This window comes from Rhizobium sp. BG4, from assembly GCF_016864575.1.
Classification (GTDB): domain Bacteria; phylum Pseudomonadota; class Alphaproteobacteria; order Rhizobiales; family Rhizobiaceae; genus Rhizobium.
Genome location: NZ_CP044125.1, coordinates 1,308,952 through 1,330,459, shown reverse-complemented (window position 1 = coordinate 1,330,459; position 21,508 = coordinate 1,308,952). Strand labels below are relative to the sequence as shown.

Annotated in this window: 20 protein-coding genes, 1 tRNA gene and 1 riboswitch; of the genes, 10 read left to right on the top strand and 11 right to left on the bottom strand. The window is 59.7% G+C overall.

Annotated features, from left to right (window positions below):
* Nucleotides 1–4 precede the first annotated feature (4 nt).
* From pstB to phoB, 3 genes are read left to right on the top strand one after another with little or no spacing between them, the layout of a single operon-like run.
* A complete protein-coding gene (pstB, locus tag F2982_RS06975; RefSeq protein ID WP_112713538.1) occupies nucleotides 5–820 on the top strand; it encodes a phosphate ABC transporter ATP-binding protein PstB in 816 nt (271 codons plus the stop codon).
* Nucleotides 821–864: 44 nt separating this feature from the next.
* Entirely contained in the window at nucleotides 865–1,578 is a 714-nt protein-coding gene (phoU, locus tag F2982_RS06970) for a phosphate signaling complex protein PhoU (protein WP_112713536.1), read from the top strand.
* Between the two features lie 33 nt (nucleotides 1,579–1,611).
* Nucleotides 1,612–2,295, top strand: a complete 684-nt coding sequence (phoB, locus tag F2982_RS06965) for a phosphate regulon transcriptional regulator PhoB (protein ID WP_112713534.1) — start codon at nucleotides 1,612–1,614, stop codon at nucleotides 2,293–2,295.
* An 84-nt stretch (nucleotides 2,296–2,379) separates the two neighbouring features.
* Here phoB and F2982_RS06960 read toward each other — a convergent pair whose 3' ends face one another.
* Nucleotides 2,380–2,913 carry a GcrA family cell cycle regulator gene (locus F2982_RS06960; protein WP_112713532.1) on the bottom strand — a complete coding sequence of 178 codons (534 nt, stop codon included), beginning with the start codon at nucleotides 2,911–2,913 and terminating at the stop codon, nucleotides 2,380–2,382.
* Between the two features lie 426 nt (nucleotides 2,914–3,339).
* On the opposite strand from F2982_RS06960, the gene F2982_RS06955 reads away from it, so the two are divergent.
* The 3 genes from F2982_RS06955 (at nucleotide 3,340) to F2982_RS06945 (ending at nucleotide 6,583) form a co-directional block, all read left to right on the top strand.
* Nucleotides 3,340–4,539, top strand: a complete 1,200-nt coding sequence (locus F2982_RS06955) for an aspartate aminotransferase family protein (protein ID WP_203429645.1) — start codon at nucleotides 3,340–3,342, stop codon at nucleotides 4,537–4,539.
* 39 nt (nucleotides 4,540–4,578) lie between these two features.
* Nucleotides 4,579–5,496: an ornithine carbamoyltransferase gene (gene argF / locus F2982_RS06950; protein ID WP_112713528.1), complete on the top strand. Its 918-nt coding sequence runs from the start codon at nucleotides 4,579–4,581 to the stop codon at nucleotides 5,494–5,496.
* A gap of 94 nt (nucleotides 5,497–5,590) precedes the next feature.
* Nucleotides 5,591–6,583: an Hsp33 family molecular chaperone gene (locus F2982_RS06945; protein WP_112713526.1), complete on the top strand. Its 993-nt coding sequence runs from the start codon at nucleotides 5,591–5,593 to the stop codon at nucleotides 6,581–6,583.
* A gap of 3 nt (nucleotides 6,584–6,586) precedes the next feature.
* Here F2982_RS06945 and apaG read toward each other — a convergent pair whose 3' ends face one another.
* Nucleotides 6,587–6,979, bottom strand: coding sequence for a Co2+/Mg2+ efflux protein ApaG (gene apaG / locus F2982_RS06940; protein ID WP_199626117.1), 393 nt, complete (start codon nucleotides 6,977–6,979; stop codon nucleotides 6,587–6,589).
* A gap of 406 nt (nucleotides 6,980–7,385) precedes the next feature.
* On the opposite strand from apaG, the gene F2982_RS32160 reads away from it, so the two are divergent.
* Complete coding sequence (locus F2982_RS32160; protein ID WP_348652516.1) at nucleotides 7,386–7,763, top strand: GNAT family N-acetyltransferase; 378 nt, start codon at nucleotides 7,386–7,388, stop codon at nucleotides 7,761–7,763.
* 10 nt (nucleotides 7,764–7,773) lie between these two features.
* Here F2982_RS32160 and F2982_RS06930 read toward each other — a convergent pair whose 3' ends face one another.
* Nucleotides 7,774–8,958: an O-succinylhomoserine sulfhydrylase gene (locus F2982_RS06930; protein ID WP_203429643.1), complete on the bottom strand. Its 1,185-nt coding sequence runs from the start codon at nucleotides 8,956–8,958 to the stop codon at nucleotides 7,774–7,776.
* 41 nt (nucleotides 8,959–8,999) lie between these two features.
* Nucleotides 9,000–9,078: riboswitch (SAM riboswitch) on the bottom strand.
* Nucleotides 9,079–9,151: 73 nt separating this feature from the next.
* On the opposite strand from F2982_RS06930, the gene F2982_RS06925 reads away from it, so the two are divergent.
* Together F2982_RS06925 and F2982_RS06920 are read left to right on the top strand one after the other, a co-directional pair.
* A complete protein-coding gene (locus tag F2982_RS06925) occupies nucleotides 9,152–10,246 on the top strand; it encodes a 2'-deoxycytidine 5'-triphosphate deaminase (RefSeq protein WP_162708642.1) in 1,095 nt (364 codons plus the stop codon).
* 43 nt (nucleotides 10,247–10,289) lie between these two features.
* Nucleotides 10,290–10,363: transfer RNA gene (locus F2982_RS06920), tRNA-Gly, on the top strand.
* Between the two features lie 21 nt (nucleotides 10,364–10,384).
* On the opposite strand, the gene F2982_RS06915 is transcribed toward F2982_RS06920, so the two are convergent.
* The 6 genes from F2982_RS06915 to F2982_RS06890 form a co-directional block, all read right to left on the bottom strand.
* Entirely contained in the window at nucleotides 10,385–11,092 is a 708-nt protein-coding gene (locus tag F2982_RS06915) for a CatB-related O-acetyltransferase (RefSeq protein WP_246777523.1), read from the bottom strand.
* A gap of 129 nt (nucleotides 11,093–11,221) precedes the next feature.
* Nucleotides 11,222–13,429: a capsular biosynthesis protein gene (locus F2982_RS06910; RefSeq protein ID WP_203429642.1), complete on the bottom strand. Its 2,208-nt coding sequence runs from the start codon at nucleotides 13,427–13,429 to the stop codon at nucleotides 11,222–11,224.
* A gap of 117 nt (nucleotides 13,430–13,546) precedes the next feature.
* Nucleotides 13,547–14,023 carry a hypothetical protein gene (locus F2982_RS06905; protein WP_203429641.1) on the bottom strand — a complete coding sequence of 159 codons (477 nt, stop codon included), beginning with the start codon at nucleotides 14,021–14,023 and terminating at the stop codon, nucleotides 13,547–13,549.
* A 180-nt stretch (nucleotides 14,024–14,203) separates the two neighbouring features.
* Complete coding sequence (locus tag F2982_RS06900; RefSeq protein WP_246777522.1) at nucleotides 14,204–14,992, bottom strand: ABC transporter permease; 789 nt, start codon at nucleotides 14,990–14,992, stop codon at nucleotides 14,204–14,206.
* 167 nt (nucleotides 14,993–15,159) lie between these two features.
* Entirely contained in the window at nucleotides 15,160–17,184 is a 2,025-nt protein-coding gene (locus F2982_RS06895) for a methyl-accepting chemotaxis protein (protein ID WP_203429640.1), read from the bottom strand.
* A 275-nt stretch (nucleotides 17,185–17,459) separates the two neighbouring features.
* Nucleotides 17,460–19,364 carry a glycosyltransferase family 2 protein gene (locus F2982_RS06890; RefSeq protein ID WP_203429639.1) on the bottom strand — a complete coding sequence of 635 codons (1,905 nt, stop codon included), beginning with the start codon at nucleotides 19,362–19,364 and terminating at the stop codon, nucleotides 17,460–17,462.
* Nucleotides 19,365–19,425: 61 nt separating this feature from the next.
* Here F2982_RS06890 and F2982_RS06885 point away from each other — a divergent pair, with 61 nt between their 5' ends.
* On the top strand, nucleotides 19,426–20,298 hold the full coding sequence (locus F2982_RS06885) for a transporter substrate-binding domain-containing protein (protein ID WP_112713506.1): 873 nt from the start codon (nucleotides 19,426–19,428) through the stop codon (nucleotides 20,296–20,298).
* Here F2982_RS06885 and F2982_RS06880 read toward each other — a convergent pair.
* Both F2982_RS06880 and F2982_RS06875 read right to left on the bottom strand, forming a co-directional pair.
* Nucleotides 20,295–20,708: a tellurite resistance TerB family protein gene (locus tag F2982_RS06880; RefSeq protein ID WP_112714368.1), complete on the bottom strand. Its 414-nt coding sequence runs from the start codon at nucleotides 20,706–20,708 to the stop codon at nucleotides 20,295–20,297. The two genes, F2982_RS06885 and F2982_RS06880, sit on opposite strands and share 4 nt — an antisense overlap.
* Nucleotides 20,709–20,770: 62 nt before the next feature.
* On the bottom strand, nucleotides 20,771–21,505 hold the full coding sequence (locus tag F2982_RS06875) for a thermonuclease family protein (RefSeq protein ID WP_203429638.1): 735 nt from the start codon (nucleotides 21,503–21,505) through the stop codon (nucleotides 20,771–20,773).
* Nucleotides 21,506–21,508: the final 3 nt, after the last annotated feature.

Sequence of the window (21,508 nt, the reverse complement as noted above, 5' to 3'; positions counted from 1 at the left end):
CCCAATGAACATGTTGACAGAAGCAGCAGTTGAAAAGGCTCTGGACCAGAAGATGAACAGCATTCCCTACAAGATGATCGGCCAGGACGTTTCCGTCTATTACGGCGAAAAGCGCGCCCTCTTCGACGTCAAGCTGAACATCCGCGAAAACACCGTTACGGCGCTCATCGGCCCGTCCGGCTGCGGCAAGTCCACCTTCCTGCGCAGCCTGAACCGCATGAACGACACGATCGACAATTGCCGCGTCACCGGCAAGATCACGCTCGATGGCGACGATATCTACGATCCGGATATCGACGTGGTCGAACTGCGCGCCCGCGTCGGCATGGTGTTCCAGAAGCCGAACCCGTTCCCAAAGTCGATCTATGAGAACGTCGCTTACGGCCCGCGCATCCATGGTCTCGCCAAGACCAAGGCCGACATGGACCAGATCGTCGAGACCAGCCTGCAGCGCGCCGGCCTCTGGAACGAGGTCAAGGACCGCGTTCATGAATCCGGCACCGGCCTCTCCGGTGGTCAGCAGCAGCGCCTCTGCATCGCCCGCGCTGTTGCAGTCTCGCCAGAAGTCATCCTGATGGACGAGCCGTGCTCGGCACTCGACCCGATCGCCACCGCAAAGGTCGAGGAACTGATCCACGAGCTGCGCGAAGCCTACACGATCGTCATCGTCACGCACTCCATGCAGCAGGCCGCCCGCGTTTCGCAGCGCACGGCCATGTTCCACCTCGGCAACCTCGTCGAGGAGAACGACACCGACAAGATGTTCACCAATCCGGACGATCCGCGCACCCAGGATTATATCATGGGCCGCTTCGGCTGATCTTTGGCGTCACGACCCCCGATAGACACTCAAGGACTTTCCCCATGGCATCGACACATATTTTTTCTGCGTATGACGAAGACCTGAAGTTCCTCTCGCGCCGCATTTCCGAAATGGGCGGCCTGGCCGAGCAGATGGTTTCCGACGCTGTCCGCGCCCTCGTCAACGGCGACGCGGCGCTGGCGCAGAAGGTCATCTCCGACGACGTGATCCTCGATCACGCCGAGCGCGAGATCAACGACAAGGCGATCGTCACCATCGCCCGCCGCCAGCCGATGGCGTCGGACCTGCGCGAGATCATGGGTTCGATCCGCATCGCCGCAGACCTCGAGCGCGTCGGCGACCTCGGCAAGAACACCGCAAAGCGCGTCATCGCCGTGCAGAGCACCGGCGTTCCGCGCAAGCTCGCCCGTGGCCTGGAGCATCTCTCCGAGCTCGCGCTCGTCCAGCTGAAGGAGGTGCTCGACGTCTACACGACGCGCGCTGCCGACAAGGCGAAGTCGATCCGCGAGCGCGACGAGGAAATCGACGCGATGTACACGTCGCTGTTCCGCGAGCTCCTGACCTACATGATGGAAGATCCGCGCAACATCACCAGCTGCACGCATCTGCTCTTCTGCGCCAAGAACATCGAGCGCATCGGCGACCACGCCACGAACATTGCTGAAACCATCTACTACATGGCGACCGGCGCTCAGCCGGAAGGCGAGCGTCCGAAGGACGACACCGCCAACACCGTCGGCGCGGTAACGGAATAATCATCCGGACCGGGCCTCAGGAGACAGAATAGAATGATCCCGAGAGTTGCAGTCGTTGAAGACGAAGAAGCACTGAGCGTGCTTCTTCGCTACAATCTCGAAGCCGAAGGTTTCGAAGTCGATACCATCCTGCGCGGCGACGAGGCGGAAATCCGCCTTCAGGAGCGCACGCCGGACCTTCTTATCCTCGATTGGATGCTGCCTGGCGTATCAGGCATCGAGCTCTGCCGCCGGCTGCGCATGCGCCCGGAAACCGAGCGCTTGCCGATCATCATGCTGACGGCGCGCGGTGAAGAGAGTGAGCGCGTCCGCGGCCTGTCGACCGGCGCCGACGACTATGTCGTCAAGCCGTTCTCGACGCCCGAGCTCGTTGCCCGCGTCAAGGCGATGCTGCGCCGCGCCAAGCCGGAAGTTCTCTCGACCGTGCTGAAGTGCGGCGATATCGAACTCGACCGCGAAACGCACCGCGTTCACCGCAAGACCCGCGAAGTCCGTCTCGGACCGACCGAGTTCCGCCTCCTGGAGTTTCTGATGTCGTCGCCGGGCCGCGTCTTCTCGCGCTCGCAACTGCTCGACGGCGTCTGGGGTCACGACATCTATGTCGACGAGCGTACCGTCGACGTCCATGTCGGCCGCCTGCGCAAGGCGCTCAACTTCTCGAACATGCAGGATGTCATCCGCACCGTCCGCGGTGCCGGTTATTCCATGGAAGCCTGAGTGATCAAGGAGGCTACGGCCTCCTGACAAGCAGATACAAAAAAACGGGCCGAAAGGCCCGTTTTTCGTTTGTCTTTACCCGGCTCAGTTTGCCCGGGCTGCGGCCCTGCGGCGATCATTGACCGGCTGGTAAGCCAGGCGCTGGTGATAGGTGCAGTAGGGCGAAGAATCCGGGCTTTCGCAGCCGCAGAAATGGAAATCGTCCTTCAGCGGATCGCCGACCGGCCACTTGCAGGTACGCTCGGTCAGTTCCGTCAGGCCGAGACGGCGCGAGATCGGCACGACAACGTTGGAAGCCGGACGATATTCCATCTCCTCCATGACGTCGATTTCGATCTCTTCCTTCAGCATCGTTGCGCCCTGCGGGCGGGCAACGGTGCGGGTCGTCATGCGCGATGCATAGTTCGGAGCGCGCGGTGCCGAAGTCGTGCGCTTCGGAGCTCGTGCCGCCGTCGCATTGCCGCCGGCCTTGGCACGGCCCGGCAGTGCCAGACGGTGAACCTTGCCGATAACGGCATTCCGGCTCACGCCTCCAAGTTGCGCCGCGATCTGGCTCGCGCTCAACCCTTCGGACCACAGTTTCTTGAGTTTCTCGACCCGCTCGTCTGTCCAGTTCATGCCCTGTGTCTCCGCCGTTTAAGCGTTGTGAAGGCAGAATCCTTCACCGTTTGCCCCGGATGAATCCGACACAAGAAACGCTTGACTAATTTTGGTGACTAGTTCCGCCGCATGCAGTCTAGTAATTGAGTTTTAACCTAGTGTGAGGCTGACTCCGTGACAAGAGTCGCGGGAATCCGGATGAATCGAATTTCAAGTTTTCCCCAACTTGCTTCCCCACAGAGTCATTTCTGCAACATTAGCTGTTGATGAAACGCGACATCGCTTGAGCGTCACCCAGAAGCCACGAAAGCCGTAGTTTTGTTGACATTGCAGTGCGAAAAGTAAATAGTGCACAGCGCCGCCGAGAGGCGGCATTTTTAATTTTTCGGACCTGGTTTTTTAGCCGGAGTCCGGTTGCCCATAACGCTGACAGGAGACCGCGCCATGGCTGAAGCCGCGCCGCTATATGATACCTATTCTCGTGCCCCTCTGCGGTTCGAGCGAGGTGAGGGCGTCTGGCTGATTACCGAGACCGGCGAGCGATATCTGGATTTTGGCGCGGGCGTTGCCGTGACCTCCGTTGGCCACAGCCATCCTCACGTTGTCGATGCGCTGAAGGCGCAGGCCGAGAAGGTCTGGCACCTCTCCAATATCTATGAGATCCCCGGTCAGGAAAAGCTCGCCAGGCGGCTGACGGAAGCGACTTTCGCCGACAAGGTGTTCTTCACCAATTCGGGTGCGGAAGCCCTGGAATGCGCGATCAAGACCGCGCGCCGCTACCAGTATTCGAAGGGCCATCCGGAGCGCTTCCATATCATCACCTTCGAAGGCGCCTTCCATGGCCGTACGCTGGCGACGATCGCCGCCGGCGGCCAGGAGAAGTATCTCGAAGGCTTCGGTCCGAAGACCCCCGGTTTCGACCAGGTGCCTTTCGGCGATGTCGAAGCCGTCCGCGCGGCGATCACCGACGCGACGGCAGCCATTCTGATCGAGCCCGTACAGGGCGAGGGCGGTATCCGCCCAGCGACCGTCGAGTTCATGAAGGCGCTGCGCCAGCTTTGCGATGAGCATGGCCTGCTGCTGATCCTCGACGAAGTCCAGACCGGCGTTGGCCGTACCGGCAAGTTCTTCGCCTATGAATGGTCCGGCGTTAGCCCCGACATCATGGCTGTTGCCAAGGGCATCGGCGGCGGTTTCCCGCTCGGAGCCTGCCTTGCAACGGCTGACGCGGCCTCCGGCATGAAGGCCGGCACACATGGCTCGACCTATGGCGGCAATCCGCTCGCCATGGCCGTTGGCAGTGCCGTTCTCGATATCGTGCTCGCCGATGGCTTCCTGCAGCACGTCCGCGACGTGTCGCTGGTCTTCCGCCAGGGCCTGGCGTCGCTGAAGGATCGCTATCCTGACGTGATCGAGGATATCCGCGGCGAAGGCCTGCTGCTCGGCATCAAGGCCGTCGTTCCCTCGAGCGAACTCCTGGCTGCGATCCGTAGCGCGCATCTGCTGGGTGTCCCGGCGGGCGATAACGTCATCCGTCTCCTGCCGCCTCTGGTGGTGACTGCGGAAGAAGCCCGCGAAGGCCTCGCACGCATCGAGCAGGCCGCCGAGAGCATTCGCGCAGCCAAGGCCAAGAAGACGGCTTGAACGGATAGATGCCTTACGAGGCAAACAGGTAAGGACGACATGGCTTCCCCCAAACACTTCCTCGATCTCTCGGCGGTCAGCTCCGCCGATCTGCGCGTCATCATGAATGATGCGATCTCGCGCAAGCAGGCTTTCAAGGCAGGCGCCGGCGACAAGCCGCTCGCCGGCAAGATGCTGGCGATGATCTTCGAAAAGCCGTCCACACGTACCCGCGTCTCCTTCGATGTCGGCATGCGCCAGCTCGGCGGCGAGACACTGTTCCTCTCGGGCACTGAAATGCAGCTCGGCCGCGCCGAGACGATCGGCGACACCGCCAAGGTCCTGTCGCGTTATGTCGATGCGATCATGATCCGCACCACCGAGCATCACCGCATGCTCGAGCTTGCCGAGCATGCCACCGTGCCGGTCATCAACGCGCTGACCGACGATACCCATCCGTGCCAGATCATGGCCGATATCATGACCTTCGAAGAGCATCGCGGCCCGATCAAGGGCAAGACGATCGCCTGGACGGGCGACGGCAACAACGTGCTGCATTCGCTGGTCGAAGGCGCTGCCCGTTTCGGCTATCGCATGAACATGGCCGTACCCCTTGGTTCCGAGCCGAAGGATCACTATCTGAACTGGGCCCGCAATGAGGGCGCCGAAATCCTGCTCAGCCATGATGCCGACCGTGCGGTCGAAGGCGCCGATTGCGTGGTAACCGATACCTGGGTCTCCATGAATCAGGAACATCGGGCTCGCGGTCACAACGTCTTCCAGCCCTATCAGGTCAATCAGGCTTTGATGGCAAAGGCCGGCAAGGATGCATTGTTCATGCATTGCCTGCCCGCCCATCGTGGTGAGGAAGTCACGGACGAAGTGATCGATGGCCCGCAATCCGTGGTCTTCGATGAAGCGGAAAACCGTCTTCATGCGCAGAAGTCGATTCTTGCATGGTGCCTGGGCGCGATCTGAACCATACTGGACGCCACATCCGGCCTGACGGCCTCGTGGCCGCGCGAGCGGAGAGACGCCTTGGTCTGCCGCTCTGAATACTAGGAGTAAGACCATGGCAGAAGCTGCAGCCGCTCTTGGCGAGTTCGATTTCGCCGGTGATGATCATGTTGTCCCGTTTCAGGTTGAAGGTCTGGATGTGCGCGGCCGCGCCGTCCAGCTCGGCCCGATGCTGGACGCCATCCTGGAGCGCCACCACTATCCCGCACCCGTTGCCCGCCTTCTCGCCGAAGTGATCGTGCTGACGGTGCTGCTCGGCACGTCGCTGAAATTCGACGGCAAGTTCACTGTCCAGACGAAGGGCGATGGCCCCGTCGATCTGCTGGTCGCCGATTTCTCGACGCCTGAGAATGTGCGCGCCTATGCGCGCTTCGATCAGGCGCTGCTCGACGAAGCGATCGCCGCCGGCCAGACCGAGCCCGAACAGCTGCTCGGCAGGGGCGTGCTCGCCTTCACGATCGACCAGGGCAAGTTCAGCCAGCCCTATCAGGGCATCGTCGCGCTCGACGGCGCCTCGCTGGAAGAGATTGCCGGCACCTATTTCCGCCAGTCCGAGCAGATCCCGACCCGGGTTCGTCTCGCTGCAGCCGAACTGCTCGACCGTGACGACAGCGGCAAGCCGCGCCATCGCTGGCGGGCAGGCGGCCTCGTCGCCCAGTTCCTGCCGGAAGCGCCGGAGCGCATGCGCCAGCAGGATCTGCACGGTGGCGATGGCGACGAGAGCGGCCAGCCGCTGAAGGAAGACGATTCCTGGACCGAGGCACGCACGATGGTGGAAACCATCGATGCCGACGAGCTGACCGACCCGCAGGTCGGAACCGAGCGTCTGCTCTTCCGCCTCTTCCACGAGCGCGGCGTGCGCGTCTATGACGCCAAGGAGGTCTTCGACCGCTGCAGCTGTTCGCGCGACAAGATCAAGGGCGTGCTGAAGGGCTTCTCGGCAGACGAGATCAAGGCGAGCCAGGAGAATGGCGAAATCGCGGTCACCTGCGAGTTCTGCTCGACGACCTACCGCTTCGAGCCTGCCGAACTTCAGCCAGCCGAATAACGGTCAGTTCAGCACTCTGAGCAGGCCGGGTGAATCCAGGGAGAAGGCGGGTATCTCGACATCGAAGAGCTCGCCTTCATCCGTCTCCATCTGGTAATGGCCGAACATCAGCCCCGATGGCGTATCGAGCGGGCATCCCGATGAGTATTCATAGGTATCGCCGGGCTCCAGCCGCGGCTGCTCGCCAACCACGCCCGGTCCCGTCACTTCGTCAACCACGCCGTTCTGATCCGTTATGTTCCAGTAACGGTTGACGAGTTTTACAGAGAGCTCGGAATTGTTGCTGATGACGATGCGATATCCCCAGACATAGCGGTCATCGTCCGGATCGGATTGCTCCTCCAGATAAAACGGCTCGACGACAACTTCTATATCTCGTGTGAGGGCGCGATACATGCCTTACACCTTAGTCAGGATATGTTACTCGTATCTTATACCCGGCCTTGTCCGTCAAGAAATGAGGCGGGAAGTCGAGCTTTCAACGCTATTGAAAACGGTGTTTTTACATTAATCATTAATTCGGGGGCAAATTTGACACTGCCGTCAACCTGGTCTGGCGCGCTTTATGGATAGCACTTCAGGCAAGCAAACCAATCGCGCCAGTTTTACTTTGTTGCGATCTTTCCCTGAACACCCGCTCGCCGAAGCGGTTCGCAGGCGCGTCGCCCGCGGGCGGGACTCGCTGGGTTTTTTCCTTGGACCGGCCGAGCGGCGTACCGCACTTTTCAAGCGGTCAATCAATCTGGATCGCTTGATTGCCATCCAGTGCAAGGGCCGCATCGTTGGACACGCAACTTTTTCCGTGGCGGGCAAGGGGCCCTTTTCGCCGACGGCGCGGGATTTCCAGGCAGAATATGGATCGCTGCAGGGATTGCTGCGCTTCCTCGCCTTTTGCCTCACGGAGCCCCGTCTGGCCGCTGGCGAACTCTATCTCTACACGCTGAAGGTTGATGCCAAGCTTCGCGGCCAAGGCGGCGGAACAATGCTCCTGGAAGCTGTCGCTGCGGCAGCCGCGGAAAGCGGTTGCGATACCGTCACACTCCAGGTCGCCGGGCATAATCCGGCCGTTTCGACATATCGCCGAAACGGCTTTGTCGTCAGCAGGCGCCTCAGGCTGGGGCCGCTGCGCCTGCTTTTCCCGTTTGCGGATGTGCTGACGATGAAGCGCGTCCTGCGCTAGGCAGGACCGCTCACGCCTTCACTTTCGACAGAGCCTGCGCGAAGTCTTCCAGCAGGTCGTCCGTGTCTTCGATGCCAGCCGAGAGGCGAACGGTGCCTGCCGAAATGCCGAGTTCGGCGCGCGCCTCGTCCGACAGGTTCTTGTGCGTCGTCGTTGCCGGATGGGTGATCAGGCTGCGGGTGTCGCCGAGATTGTTGGAGATCGTCACGACGTCGAGCGCGTTCTGCAGCTTGAAGGCGGCTTCCTTGCCGCCCTTCAGCTCGAAGCAGACCAGCGTCGAGCCACCGGTCATCTGCTTGGCGATGATATCGGCCTGCGGATGGTCCTTGCGGCCCGGATAGATCACGCGGGCGACCTGCTTCTGCTCCGCCAGGAAGTCGGCGATCTTCGAGGCGTTCTTCGTCTGCTGGGCGACGCGCAGCGGCAGGGTCTCGATGCCCTTCAGCAGCGTCCAGGCATTGAACGGCGACATTGCCGGGCCGGTGTGGCGGAAATAATCGTGCAGGTTCTCGTCGATCCACTGCTTGTCGGAGAGAACGACGCCGCCGAGGCAGCGGCCCTGACCATCGATATGCTTGGTCGCCGAATAGATGACGATATGGGCGCCGAGCTCCAGCGGCTTCTGGAAGAGCGGCGTCGCAAAGACGTTGTCGACAACAACCTTGGCGCCGATCTGGTTGGCGAGCTTGGCAACGCCGGCGATATCGACGATCTCGAGCGTCGGGTTCGTCGGGCTCTCCAGGAAGAACACCTTGGTCTTCGGGGTGATCGCCTTTTCCCAGTTTTCCAGGTGGCGGCCGTCGACCAGCGTGCATTCGATGCCGTATTTCGGTGCCAGCGTCTCGACCACCCAGCGGCAGGAGCCGAACAGGGCGCGGGCCGCAACGATATGATCGCCGGCCTTCAGCTGGCAGAGGATCGCCGCGGTAACGGCAGCCATGCCGGAGGCCGTGGCGCGCGCATCTTCAGCGCCCTCGAGCGCGCACATGCGCTTTTCGAACATGTCGTTGGTGGGGCTGCCGTAGCGGGCATAGATGAAGCCGTCGGTCTCGCCCTTGAAGCGCGCTTCCGCCGCCTCGGACGTGTCATAGACGAAGCCTTGCGTCAGGTAGATCGCTTCCGACATCTCGCCATATTGCGAGCGCAGAGTGCCTCCGTGAACGAGTTGGGTTGCAGGGCGCCAGGACTTGCTCATGCCATCACCTCAAAAACAAAAAAACCGGCCGCAAATGCAGACCGGTTTCACACCCGGTCTTTTTAGCCACTTGTTTAACGTGGCTGCAAGCCGACCGGCCAAATCACCACGGGATAAAGCTGCAATACTGCCGTTAGCTTCTTGCGTCAATTCCCTGTATTTGGTTTTGTCGGCCACGAACTATGGATGGAGCATGATGGCTCGCGAAACTGGAATTTTGGCCGATCGTGCCATTGCTGCGTTGTTTGAAGCCGGCCGCCTCGTGTCGGAGCGGGAGCTTGATCGCGATCAGATCCAGCCGGCGAGCCTGGATCTGCGTCTCGGCGCCAAGGCTTTCCGGGTCCGCGCCAGCTTCATGCCGGGTCCCTCGCATCTGGTGGCCGACAAGCTCGATCGCCTCAGTCTGCACGTCATCGATCTCTCGGAAGGCGCGGTTCTCGAAACCGGCTGCGTCTACATCGTTCCGCTGATGGAGCGCCTCGACCTGCCATCGGATATGTCGGCCTCGGCCAATCCGAAGAGCTCGACCGGCCGTCTCGATATCTTCACCCGAGTCATCACCGATTACGCCCAGGAATTCGACAAGATCCCGGCCGGCTATTCCGGGCCGCTCTATCTCGAGATATCGCCGCGCACTTTCCCGATCGTCGTGCGCCGCGGCTCGCGCCTGTCGCAGATCCGCTTCCGCGTCGGCCACTCCATCTTGGGTGAGCCGGAGCTGCAGGCCCTGCACGACGCCGAAACGCTGGTCGCCAGCAGCAAGCCGAACGTCTCGGGCGGTGGCATTGCGCTGTCGATCGATCTCACCGGCGACAAGGAAGGCCTGATCGGCTACCGCGGCAAGCACCACACGGCTGTCGTCGATGTCGACAAGAAGGCCCAGCACGATATCTTCGATTTCTGGGAGCCGCTCTATAGTCGCGGCCGCAACGAGCTGATCCTCGATCCGGACGAATTCTACATCCTCGTCTCCCGCGAAGCCGTCCACGTCCCGCCGCATTATGCGGCCGAGATGACCCCCTTCGACCCGCTGGTCGGCGAATTCCGCGTCCACTACGCCGGCTTCTTCGATCCGGGCTTCGGCCATGCACCCGCCGGCGGCCGCGGCAGCCGTGCCGTCCTCGAGGTCCGCAGCCACGAAGTCCCCTTCATCCTCGAAGACGGCCAGATCGTCGGCCGCCTCATCTACGAGCACATGCTGGAAAAGCCCGTCAGCCTCTACGGCTCCGGCCTCGGCTCCAACTACCAAGCCCAGGGCCTAAAGCTCTCGAAACACTTCCGCATCTGACCGCCTTGACACCGCCTCCCATCTGTTGGAAGGCTGGTGCCGCGCGGGTGTAGCTCAATGGTAGAGCAGCAGCTTCCCAAGCTGAATACGAGGGTTCGATTCCCTTCACCCGCTCCAGTTGGCGTTTTGCGCCAATAACTACGAAAGCCATCGCTTTACTGAAAATATGGACGTTGGCTTGGTCTTCTCGGCGTCTATCTCCGAGAGAAGCGCAATGGTCTTTTCAACATTATCGAGCGGCAGTTTCAGAATAATATCTATATCTCGGTCCCACCATCTGAGGCGAAGAAGGTCTCTGATGGTCTGATGATCAAAGCGGTATCGTATAATCTTGGCAGGGTTTCCTGCAACAATCGCGTATGGCGGCACATCTTTGGTTACGACTGCCCCGGCTCCAACTACGGCACCATCGCCGATCGTGATGCCTTTCAATACTAAGCTTGACGCACCAAACCAAACATCGCTACCGACAACTATTTTATTCGAGCGTTTTCTGTTCTTTGGTGTTTTATTGGGGATAGTTTCGGCGCCTTGAACTACCGGGTCATCTGGAAACCACTTCTTAGATATCCGAAAGAAGCTCGTTGAAACATAGTGTATTGGATGTTCGACACCGCCAATCTGACAGTTGCGCGCGAATGTGACGAATTTGCCAATTGTGACGCTGTCAAAGATGCACGTGTTTGCGTTGATAAAGCAATACCGACCGATGCTGTCGGCCATCACCACGCAGCCGGGACCAACGTGAATGGGGTGCTCGATAGTAGTTTGTGATGTAATATTGACTGATTTAGGAATGGTCGATGTAGCGCTCGCGGTGAATTTTGGGTCTACGTCATCGTCCATCTTTTCGCATCCAGTAAGATCGAGTGCTTGAATGAGTTTTTAGAATAGGGGCCTGTCTATGGCAGCTGATAGCTACTAAATCGAATATCCGAATTCGGCTCTCTGACTGCCGCAGGCGCCACCGCACGATCATTTTCCGGTCCCAAATAACAGCGCTCCAACATTACGGTGTAGCGGGTTCCTAAGACTAGCAAAGAAAGCCACGGGATCTGCGTTGAATTTCTGTAGGTCTTTCTGATTGCCGATAGCCCTGACGAAAGGCCTCACGATCGGCATCAGAGCTCTTCTAGAGAATGGCATAAGCTTCGGTCTTGCTTTTACGCCGTTTGCGCCGCCAAATGAATGAAAGATCGGCGAGTTTAGACTGTGGCCTTTCGGGATCGCCCCCAGTCGCAGGGGGGTCGGTGTCAAACCTCGAATCTCAGAGAAAGCCGTTCTGGTCGCTAGGCGTCGCAAGGATCCATCGGGTTCGACTTTGCTTGAGTATTCTGTTTTACCAAAAGAATAATAGTCGAAAACAAGATATTTCATAAATCGCAGCTTTACTTCGTCGTCAACAGAAAGGCTGGCTGTGGACAGCTCGATCAGTTCAGCTGGCGAAGTTGCCGCGAAAGCAAATCCGCTATGCTGGTAAAAGGCTTGACCGCAGCAAATGACTGGCTTTCCTAAGGCAGCCGCGATGAGCCCGCTTCCTGAATTTATCAGCACAACTTTGTCCGCCAAGTCGATCAGATCTCGGATATGGGCATTGTCGTCAGCGAAGACGACGCCGTTGATCGCAGGCTTGACCGTCTCAAGCGGATGCTTTTTTACAACGACCACGTACTTTCTTGGATCCAACGTTGCTGCAAGTTGCGCTACCCAGTCGTTAAATGTTGCGGCATCCTTGCATGCGCCCGAAAAGTAAACCGTTGCGGTATCTGAAGGTCTTTGCAAAGCAACGAATATCACCTTGCGATCCCCTAGCGGCAAACTCCGGCGAAGATGATCCGCGCCGGTTCGCGGACCGTTGATCTCAAGAGTTTGCTCTTCACGATTGAACGCCTGGAACCAGTCAAGAATAGCCTCTCGGTCGCGATCAGATAGCGGGTGATCCCAAGCGGTGCGGGCATATGAGTCGCTCTCCCCCAAGAAACCTTTGGTATCAAAAAACCAACTGTCCGGCAGTGCGCCGCGATCGTAGGCTATAAATCTAATCCCGGCTGCCTTGACGCCCTGGTAGAGTGAAAGACGGTGGGCATTGCCATATGGATTTAGGAAGAAGACACGGGTGAATCCCTCTGCCTTTACAAAGTCGCTAAGCGAAAGCGCGTCTGCGAACGATCTTTCCGGTATCGAGCGAAACCGACCCAGAGCCGGATATATGTGGCGAAGTGCGCGCGATGGCATGGAGCTCGGATCGACGAGCACAAGTGTCATCTCCGTCGAGTTCATATCCTCCAGCGGAGATATAGAGGTCAGCCCTCGATCGTAGTCGGCCATGCTCTTCGATACGCGCGTTTGGTTGTTTGTGCCTACGTAATCAGCCTCTTCCCTGCGAGGATGCCATAAGTGAACGATTGCAACACCTCGTTGGAAGACGTCTATCCCGTAGAGCGCGTAGAAGGCCCGAAACCCCTCATACTTCAGAATGGAATTGTTCCGAGTATTTAGATAGTAGTCTCTTGGTCTTGGTCCGCGTCGGTAATATGAGCTGAGGCGATGCATCAACTCAAAGTCTTCCGCACCATGTCCGGTGAAACTCTTGTCATGCCCTCCAATCGCCAGCAAGTGATAGCGATTAGCGACAATTGCTGAGATGGCGTAGGTGTGGCTGTCGTAGACTGATCTATCGTGCTTTATGACGCCATCATGCGCCATAAGGTCAGCGAAGTTTCCTTCGCCAGCGGAATGAAGCTCAAGATATCGCCTGGTGAAAGATTGAGTTAAGTATATGCCCGGTAACGCGAAAAAAGCGTAGGCGTTCTCTGGCATTCCTCGCAATCGGCATTCCATCAAGACTCGCTTGTATCCGTCCGTGGACATAAGGAAGTCGATGTCGTGATACACCACCAATGGTGTTCGGGCTTGTTGCGTACCTATATCTCTGGCTGCGCCGATGCTAAACGGTTGTCCCTCGGTCTCAACTCTGACTAACCGAGCTCCATGCTTTTGTGAGACAGTTGCTAATTCATGAGCGCGCTGGACGGATGTACCGTAGTCAACAATGACAAGCTCATAGCCAGCCGGCAACGTTTTTGCAATTCGCTCAATGCGCTCGACTTCATCATAAAGGCTATCTTTTGACAGGCGAACTGGAATGATCGCTGTAATTAGCGGTTCAGTATTTTCTGGCATTGTAACCCCCCGGCTATTACTACCATCGGACCAATCGGTCCTCTGTACGCCTATATGTCGCCAACTAAGGTGGTGCAACGTAAAATTGCCAACGGCGTTTCCGGCCTTGAGAGCTATCTACTCTTCATTAAAGTAAAATTCTTCACTTCTAATGTTCGGACTCCGTTCCCATGTGATGTCGCTTTTGACGACTTTTGCCGGATTTCGTACAGCTACGCTGTGGGCACCTATCTTGTTGGTAGGTACGCTACCAACGCCTAGTACTGACGCATTGCCGAGAGACGCGCCCTTTAAAACCACCGCGCGGTCGGCTATCCAAACATGCTTGCCAATAGTAATGCTTTGAGAAAGGTTAATCCGTTTTTTAGTGTGTGCGTTATAAATCGGGTGACCGTCGGTCGTACGTATAATTATGTCCGACCCAAAGAGGTAGTCGTCACCAATATCGATTTTTGTAGATTCGACGGTGCGAAAAGTTATATTGCTTGTTACGGTGAAATCTATACCTATGATGATTTTGCTGTTCAGTCCGACGGTTATTTTGCCGCTTATTGAGTAGCCTTCAGCAATACTTAACTCGGAATTGCGGCTCATCGTTATCGTGCATTGGGTAGTATTCGCGTTACTTATTATATTTGCGACAGAGTTTCTTTCATTGAAGATTATGCTGCTTGCAGCAAAACGTAAGTTTTCGCCTACGGACAAGCGATTTCCTCGTCATCAACGTAGTCGGCCAATTCTGTGATTCTCAAAACATCCTCCGGAGGCTAAGACTTAGTCGCTGTTTTTGATCATTTTTTTATGAATGGTAAACAACGCCATCCCAACAAGCATCAGCAAAATCCCCGTCTCCAGAACATACCCCTTATCAAGCCCATAAGCCCGGTATTCCGGATAAAACCCCGTCCTGAACCAGATCACGCAATGCACCAGCGGGTTCATCAGAAAGTAATCCGAATAGGGATGCGGCAACTCGTCGGGCAGCATGAAGACGCCTGACAGGATGAAGAGGGGACGGTTGACGATGCTGAAGACCTCTTCGTACCAGGGCCAGCGAACGAACAGGCCGGCATTGATCAGGCCGATGCCGATCGCGATCATCGAGGTCGAGACTGCCGCTTCGATGATCGTCGGCCAATCGACGCTGGGCAGGCCGCCGAGGCCCTCCGCCAGTGTGAACAGTGTCAGCGCCGTCACCACCGCCGTGGTCGAAAACTGCAACACGACGCGTGAGACGATCGCGTCGAAGGGCGCGACGCGCGGGTAGTTCATCAGCGCCTTGTTGGATTTGACGGCCGACGAAACGTAGGATGACAGGTTTACGTAAAACAGGAAGCCGAGATAGCCGGTCGAGATGAACAGCGCGACGCTGCCGCCGAGGGGGGCGTGGCGCTGAGCGAGCGGCGGATGAAACTCAGGAAGACGATATAGGCGAGCGGATCGACGATCGCCCAGATATAGCCGCCAATCTTGTTGCCATAGCGCGTGTTCATCTCGCGGATGATAAGGCTGGCAACGACCCGGAAATGAAGTTTGATGAGGCTCAACGGCTGCTGCTTCCACGATCAGATCGGCTTAGGAAGTAGCCGAAAGCCGTGCGGAGGGCAAGTTCGCCTGAGTGTCTCGGCACGCTTTCCGGTTGCTGATGGGGCTTGAGCGATCGCCGAAAAGTAGCTCTGAAATTGCGATGGGCGGCCGGAGCCGCCCATCGTCTATTAAGGCTCAGCCGATCAGAACTCCGTCCAGTCCGCTTCCTTGCTCTCGCTGGCGGTGCTGCCGCCGCTGAAGGCGCTCATCAGCTTTTGGCCGAGCGCGCGGGCAGGCGAGGCCGCCGGTCTTGCGGTGGCAGAGTTGGCGACGCGGATTGAGGCCGGGCGGGGTTTGGCGGCAGGTGTCGCCGGCTGGATCGGCGCGGGGCGCGAGGCGATCGGACGGGTGGTTACCGATGCCGGGGCTGCCGCGGCGAAGCCGCCGGTGCCGGTCAGGCGGAACTCGGAGAGCAGGTTGTTGAGCGAGGCCGCCTCGGTTGCCAGGCTGTGGCTGGCCGCCGTGCTTTCCTCGACCATGGCGGCATTCTGCTGCGTGCCCTGGTCCATCGTGTTGACAGCCGTGTTGATCTCCTGCAGGCCGGTCGACTGTTCGCGGGCGGCTTCGGCGATCGCGTGGACGTGCTGGTTGATCTCCTGCACCTCGTGAACGATCGCATCGAGCGCCTTGCCGGTCTCGCCGACGAGCGCCACGCCCGTCTGCACATGCGTGCCGGAATTGGTGATCAGCGACTTGATCTCCTTGGCGGCATTGGCCGAGCGCTGGGCGAGTTCACGCACTTCCTGGGCGACGACCGCGAAGCCCTTGCCGGCCTCACCCGCACGCGCGGCTTCGACGCCGGCGTTCAGGGCGAGAAGGTTGGTCTGGAAGGCGATGTCGTCGATGACGCCGATGATGTTGCCGATCTCGACCGACGACTGCTCGATCTGCTGCATGGCATTGACCGCCTTCTGGACGATCTCACCGGATTTTTCGGCGCCGCCTCGCATGCGGGTGACGAGCTGGCTCGCCTCCTGAGCGCGGCGGGCCGCGTCCCTGACCGTCGTGGTGATCTGCTCGAGGGCGGCAGCGGTCTCCTCGACGGAGGCCGCCTGCTGCTCGGTGCGGCGCGACAGCTCGTCGGCCGAAGAGCGGATCTCGTTGGCACCGGCGCCGATCGCGCGGGCATTGGCGCCAACGGCATTCATCGTCTGGTTCAGGCGGCCGACGGAATTGTTGAAGTCGGCGCGCAGACCTTCGAGGTGCTCAGGGAAGGCCTGATCGATCTGCGAGACGAGGTCGCCGGAGGCGAGGCGCTTCAGGCCGTTTGCCAGTTCGTCGACGGTGCGGGCAAGCTCGTTGGCTTCGCGGATCTTTTCCGCTTCGCGCTGGCGGCGTTCGCTGTCGCTGAGATTGCGTTCGCTCTCTGCGCGCGCCTCGATCTGGCGGCGTTCGACGGCATTGTCGCGGAAGACGGCGACGGCTGCCGCCATCTGGCCAACTTCGTCGCTGCGGTCGAGACCGGGTACATCGGCATCGGTCTGGCCCTCGGCAAGCGAGGTCATCCGTTCGCGCAGCCGCATCATCGGCGCAGTGATGCCGATCTGCGCCATGTACACGCCGAGCGCGATGGCTGCGGCGATCGCGGCGGCGATGATCGCAAGGCAGATATTGATGCGCTGGTTGACGGTGACCGAGAGCGCGTCGCCGCCATCGTTCAGCATCGACATCATCGCATCGTTATTGGCCGTCATCTTCGGCGTCAGCGCATTGAGCTTGGCGACCATCATGGCGGAGGCCAGCTGTGCGGCACCCATGTCACCGGCCTTGCCCGCCTCGACGACCTTTGCCGAAAGCGCTTCCATCTCGTCGATGCTTTTCAAGAGCTCACCGATCGCTTCCTTGCGAGCGGGAACGAGGTCCGCCGCCTGCTGCAGGCGATCACGCGCCTGCGGGATCTTGCTCGGGCTGGAGAGCGCCGATTTGAAGGCCGGCGTATCGGGCTTCATATTGGCAAGCGTCGAGGTCTGCAGCACGGAGGATACCAGCGAGGCGCTGGCGCGCGAGCCCTGCATGGCGGCGAGTGCTTCATGGTCGATGAAGGCGCTGTAATTGGCGTCCGCCCGGCGGAATTCGGTGATGATGTAACCCACGCCGGCAATCGTGATCACCCCGAGAAGCGCGATGACGGAGAGGATTTTTGTCCGGATTTTCAGATGTTTGAGCATGGAAAAAGCCCGTTGCATTCGCCGCGGCTTGTTGCTGGCGCGCGGCGAGAGATTGAAATCAATGTTTGAAACTCAGCTGTAATCTGCTGCGTTCTTGCGGCATTCCGAAATACCCTGGAAAGGTCAGACGAGCGCGCATCATGCAGACGGTGTGGGGGCCGGTGTCGTCGCGGCTGATAAGAATCCAGATTGCTTAATGCGCCCCTAACGGCGCGCGGCAAACCACAGAAAAGAGATGCTTGCCGCTACGAAATCGAAAATCGCGGGATCGAAATCTATGCCGCTTTGCGGCTTGGCGCGTGTGGCGTCTTTTCCCAGAAGAACGGATTGCTGCGGAGCTGCCAGACGGCCCGCCAGGCGGCGATCGACAGCATCATCCAGTAGAGCGGCAATGCCAGCCAGCGCAGACGAAGCGCACGCTTTTCCCATGGCGTCATGCGCTTCCGGCCGAGCAGGATGAAAAGAATGTAGCTGGCGATCACGTTGCAGCTGTCCATCACAAGCAACACCCTATGCGCCGGATCCATGACCGCGTCTTGCTGGAAGAGATCGATGATCGAGCTGCCGATGAAGAACAGCATCCAGGGATGGGCAAGAGCCGATAGCAGCATCCCGGCGATCAAAAGCTGGAAGACGACAAACCCGGATATTCCCATCTCGCGCAACAGTTGGGCCGGATCGCGCATCAGCACCAGCCACGTTTGCAGCCAGCCTTTAAACCAACGGGTCCGCTGGTGAAGCCAGGTTTTGGCGGTGGAGGGCGCATCCTCCAGCGTATGGCTGCTAAGAACGCCGCAGCGATAACCCCGACGGTAGAGACGCATACCGAGATCGGCATCCTCGGTAACATTGTGCGGATCCCAGCCCCCGGCGTCTTTTAGGATCTTGGTCTTGAAATGGTTCGAGGTGCCGCCAAGCGGCATCGGCAGCCGTAGCATGGCAAGCACCGGCAGAAGCATGCGAAACAGCGCCGAATATTCGAGCGCGAAGGCGGCTGAGATCCAGGAGTCGCGCGCATTGGCGATGACCAGCGGCGCCTGCAGGCAGACGATGTCATCGGGCGACCTGAGAAAGGTGGCATGGGCCTCGCGCAGCTGATCCGGATGCGGCCTGTCCTCGGCGTCGTAGACCGCCAGGTATTTCCCGCGGGCGGATGTCAGGGCGTAGTTCAGCGCCTTCGGCTTGGTGCGCGGCCGGGCGGCGGGCACCTCGACGATTTCGAAATGCGGGCCGAGATCCTGCGCCTTGAGGGCCGCGATGGTCTCGCGGTCGTCGGCCTCGCAGACGAGCTTGATGTCGAGTTTCGAGACCGGCCAGTTCAACCTCTTGAGACAGGCGGCGAGCTGTTCCGCGACCGCCGCCTCTCGATAGAGCCCGACCATCACGGTGTAGATCGGTAGCGGTCCATTCTCTTCCGCGCGCAGATTGAAGCGCGGGGCGGGCTTTGCCAGCGCCAGAAACCGGATCGCCATGGCCGCGAGATAGAATAGCGAGACGAAGAGGTGGAGAAGAAGCAGAACGTCAGCGCTTGCCAATATGCCGGCAGCAAGCGCGGTCACCGCAACGCCTGCGACAAAACCCTGCTTGCCGAGCAGCACGATGCGCGCGCTCATATCAGGCTCGCGATCAAACAGCGTATTGACGCTCTGCCTGACCCGCCGTTGCGCACCGCGCTCCCAGACCGCCCGGCGCATTTCCGAAGGCGTCGTCACCTGCATGTGCGGGCGAAGGTCCGGCCGCGCCGCGAGCCGCGCCTGTAACGCCGGGATCTGCCGCGCCTGCGGCACGATCACGTTCATGCTTTGCGGCATGTGATGGAGCTTGAGCATCCTGGGATCGAGCAGCTGGCTGTCCAGATTGTCGATATCGTAGATCAGATCGGGATCCAGCGTCTCGACGAAGTCCAGGCGGAGCATGCGCGCCAGTCCGGCATAGTAGTTTTCCGGCAGAAGCCAGCCGGATGCCAGCAGCTGTTCCTCGATCGAGGTGCCGTTGGCGCGTGCAAGCGCCACTGCCTCGGCGATCATCGGCTTGCCGATACCGAGCTCCAGAAGAACGCGCGCTTCCGTGCGGAACAGGTCATCGTCCTCCGCCGCGGCGGAGATAGTCTGGGTATTGCTGCCATGGTTTTCCCGTGCGCCATTGATGGCACCGCCGGGCGCATATTCCCCGATACGCATGACTCTGATACACCGTCACCGAAGCGGCGACGCCCTGCCCCTAACCCGAGGCTGGATAGTAATGGCACAATCCTCAATTGCATCCCTAGCTTTTAAGGGATTCTTCACCTTTCTGCTGTCGCTGGTTGTGCTTTCGCCGTTGAGTGCCGGTGCGCAGCAGCCGTCTGCCGCGTTGCCTCTGCTGTTCGACTCGCGCGAACGCCTTGCCAAGCCGGATCTCTCGGCTCTGGTGCGGCTGCGCTTTTTGACCTCGGTCGATTTTCCGCCGTTCAACTTTACCGATCAGAACGGCAAGCTTGCCGGCTTCAATGTCGATCTGGCCCGCGAGATCTGCAATGAGCTGGAGATTGCCGCGAAATGCGAGATCCAGGCGCTGCCTTTCGCCGATATGACGGAAGCGCTGGCAGCCTCGCAGGGCGACGCCGTCATTGCCGGGCTCGCCGTCTCGCCAGAGCTGCGCAGCCGGTTTACCTTCTCGCGTCCCTATCTGATGCTTCCCGCCCGTTTCGCCCGCAATGACAAGGCCGATATCAAGGGCAATAGCGCCGCGGCGCTCGCTGGAAAGCAGGTCGGCGTCGTCAAGGGAACGGTGCACGAAGCCATGCTCGCCGCCTACTTCCCGGCGATCAAGTCTGTCCCCTTTGATAACAAGGAAGCGCTGTTGACGGCTCTGAAGGATGGCAAGACCGATGCCGCCTTTGCCGATGCGCTGCAGCTATCCTTCTGGGTATCGTCCCAGGCCTCTGCGAAATGCTGCTCGCTCTTCGATGGACCGTACCCGTCGGAACAGTTCCTGGGCGAGGGGATGACCATCATGCTGCGCCGGAATGATGCGATCCTGACGGCGGCGCTCGACCATGCGCTGGCAGCGTTGTCACGCAACGGCCGCCTGCAGGAGATCTACCTGCGCTATTTCCCGAACGGTTTGTATTAGCCCTTGCGGAAGCGGGCGATGGCGCTGCGCTCGATTGCGGCGCAGGTCAGCTTGTCGAGCCCGAGCCGGTCGCGGAGCAGGCTGAGCAGGCGCAGTTCTTCCGCCTTGACCGAAAGATCGGCCGAGGCCACTTCCACGGCGAGCGCATAAGCGGTGTCGTAAAGCTTCGCCGGAAGCGTATCCTTGACGGTCTCCAGCACCACATCCAGCCCTTCCGGCCCGGAGAGCAGCGAGGCGCAATCGCGGGCGATCGGGATCAGTTTCTCATCGTCGAAATCGCGGAACACAGGCAGGAAGCCGATCAGCTGGCCGATACGCTCCATCTCGCGGTCGTTCATCGTGCTGTCGACGGCCGAGGCCATCACCATCACGTAGATCAGGGCATCATGGGCGGAAAGCGGCTTGTTCATTTCGGTCATTTCCTCTGTTCTTCCGAAGTTTAGGAATTGCCCTCAGGCATTACAAGGGATTGTCAAATCGGATCGAGAGGATTGTCTGCAGGCGGATCGGGCGGCGGCGCCACCGGCGCGCCCTTGCGCGGATCGTCGCCGAAGATACCTTTTTTCTCCGTCTTGGCTTTCTCGCCGGCTTCCATCAGCGGCGAGCCGGCAGAAGCCTCGGCCCAGCCGTTTTCGACCAGCCATGCGGACAGATCCTGCGTGCCGATCTTGCAGCTCGCCGTTGCCGTGCCCGACCAGTTGGCGTCGTCGAGATCACAGGTGACCGAGCGCAGCCGCAGGAACAGCCGGAAATTCGTCTTGGCCAGCATGCCGCATGGCCATTCGCTGCCATCCGCATCCTTGCAGGTCTTGTCGTCGGGCGTGGCGATAACGCCTGATAGCGCAAGCTTGCGGTCGCCGAAGGCAAGCACGCCCGCATTCTCGGCAACCGGCCGCGGCAGGACAGCATCTTTCTTCGGTTCCGGCTTCGGCTTCTCGGGCTCGGGCGCTGCGACACGCTCCAGCGGCTTGCCTTCCACCTGTGCCGGATAGAACTGGCTTGCATCATCGACCGGCCGGGCGTTCATGCTGGCCTGCGGATCGGTGGTTGGTGGTGGAGGAGCGTCGCCGCCGCCCGCGTCAGGCGCGGCCGCTTCGCTGGCGACAGCCGATGCATCCGGCCCGGAAAACCGCTCGCGTCCTGCCATCAGCATGCCCATGACGATGGCGATACCCGCAACAGCTGTCAGAAGTGCCGCAGGCCTCATGGA

Bases quoted from the DNA above. Each gene is read 5' to 3' on its own strand.
- pstB (WP_112713538.1), top strand. From the start codon at position 5: ATGAACATGTTGACAGAAGCAGCAGTTGAAAAGGCTCTGGACCAGAAG.
- phoU (WP_112713536.1), top strand. From the start codon at position 865: ATGGCATCGACACATATTTTTTCTGCGTATGACGAAGACCTGAAGTTC.
- phoB (WP_112713534.1), top strand. From the start codon at position 1,612: ATGATCCCGAGAGTTGCAGTCGTTGAAGACGAAGAAGCACTGAGCGTG.
- F2982_RS06960 (WP_112713532.1), bottom strand. From the start codon at position 2,913: ATGAACTGGACAGACGAGCGGGTCGAGAAACTCAAGAAACTGTGGTCC.
- F2982_RS06955 (WP_203429645.1), top strand. From the start codon at position 3,340: ATGGCTGAAGCCGCGCCGCTATATGATACCTATTCTCGTGCCCCTCTG.
- argF (WP_112713528.1), top strand. From the start codon at position 4,579: ATGGCTTCCCCCAAACACTTCCTCGATCTCTCGGCGGTCAGCTCCGCC.
- F2982_RS06945 (WP_112713526.1), top strand. From the start codon at position 5,591: ATGGCAGAAGCTGCAGCCGCTCTTGGCGAGTTCGATTTCGCCGGTGAT.
- apaG (WP_199626117.1), bottom strand. From the start codon at position 6,979: ATGTATCGCGCCCTCACACGAGATATAGAAGTTGTCGTCGAGCCGTTT.
- F2982_RS06930 (WP_203429643.1), bottom strand. From the start codon at position 8,958: ATGAGCAAGTCCTGGCGCCCTGCAACCCAACTCGTTCACGGAGGCACT.
- F2982_RS06925 (WP_162708642.1), top strand. From the start codon at position 9,152: ATGATGGCTCGCGAAACTGGAATTTTGGCCGATCGTGCCATTGCTGCG.
- F2982_RS06915 (WP_246777523.1), bottom strand. From the start codon at position 11,092: ATGGACGATGACGTAGACCCAAAATTCACCGCGAGCGCTACATCGACC.
- F2982_RS06910 (WP_203429642.1), bottom strand. From the start codon at position 13,429: ATGCCAGAAAATACTGAACCGCTAATTACAGCGATCATTCCAGTTCGC.
- F2982_RS06905 (WP_203429641.1), bottom strand. From the start codon at position 14,023: ATGAGCCGCAATTCCGAGTTAAGTATTGCTGAAGGCTACTCAATAAGC.
- F2982_RS06895 (WP_203429640.1), bottom strand. From the start codon at position 17,184: ATGCTCAAACATCTGAAAATCCGGACAAAAATCCTCTCCGTCATCGCG.
- F2982_RS06890 (WP_203429639.1), bottom strand. From the start codon at position 19,364: ATGCGTATCGGGGAATATGCGCCCGGCGGTGCCATCAATGGCGCACGG.
- F2982_RS06885 (WP_112713506.1), top strand. From the start codon at position 19,426: ATGGCACAATCCTCAATTGCATCCCTAGCTTTTAAGGGATTCTTCACC.
- F2982_RS06880 (WP_112714368.1), bottom strand. From the start codon at position 20,708: ATGAACAAGCCGCTTTCCGCCCATGATGCCCTGATCTACGTGATGGTG.
- F2982_RS06875 (WP_203429638.1), bottom strand. From the start codon at position 21,505: ATGAGGCCTGCGGCACTTCTGACAGCTGTTGCGGGTATCGCCATCGTC.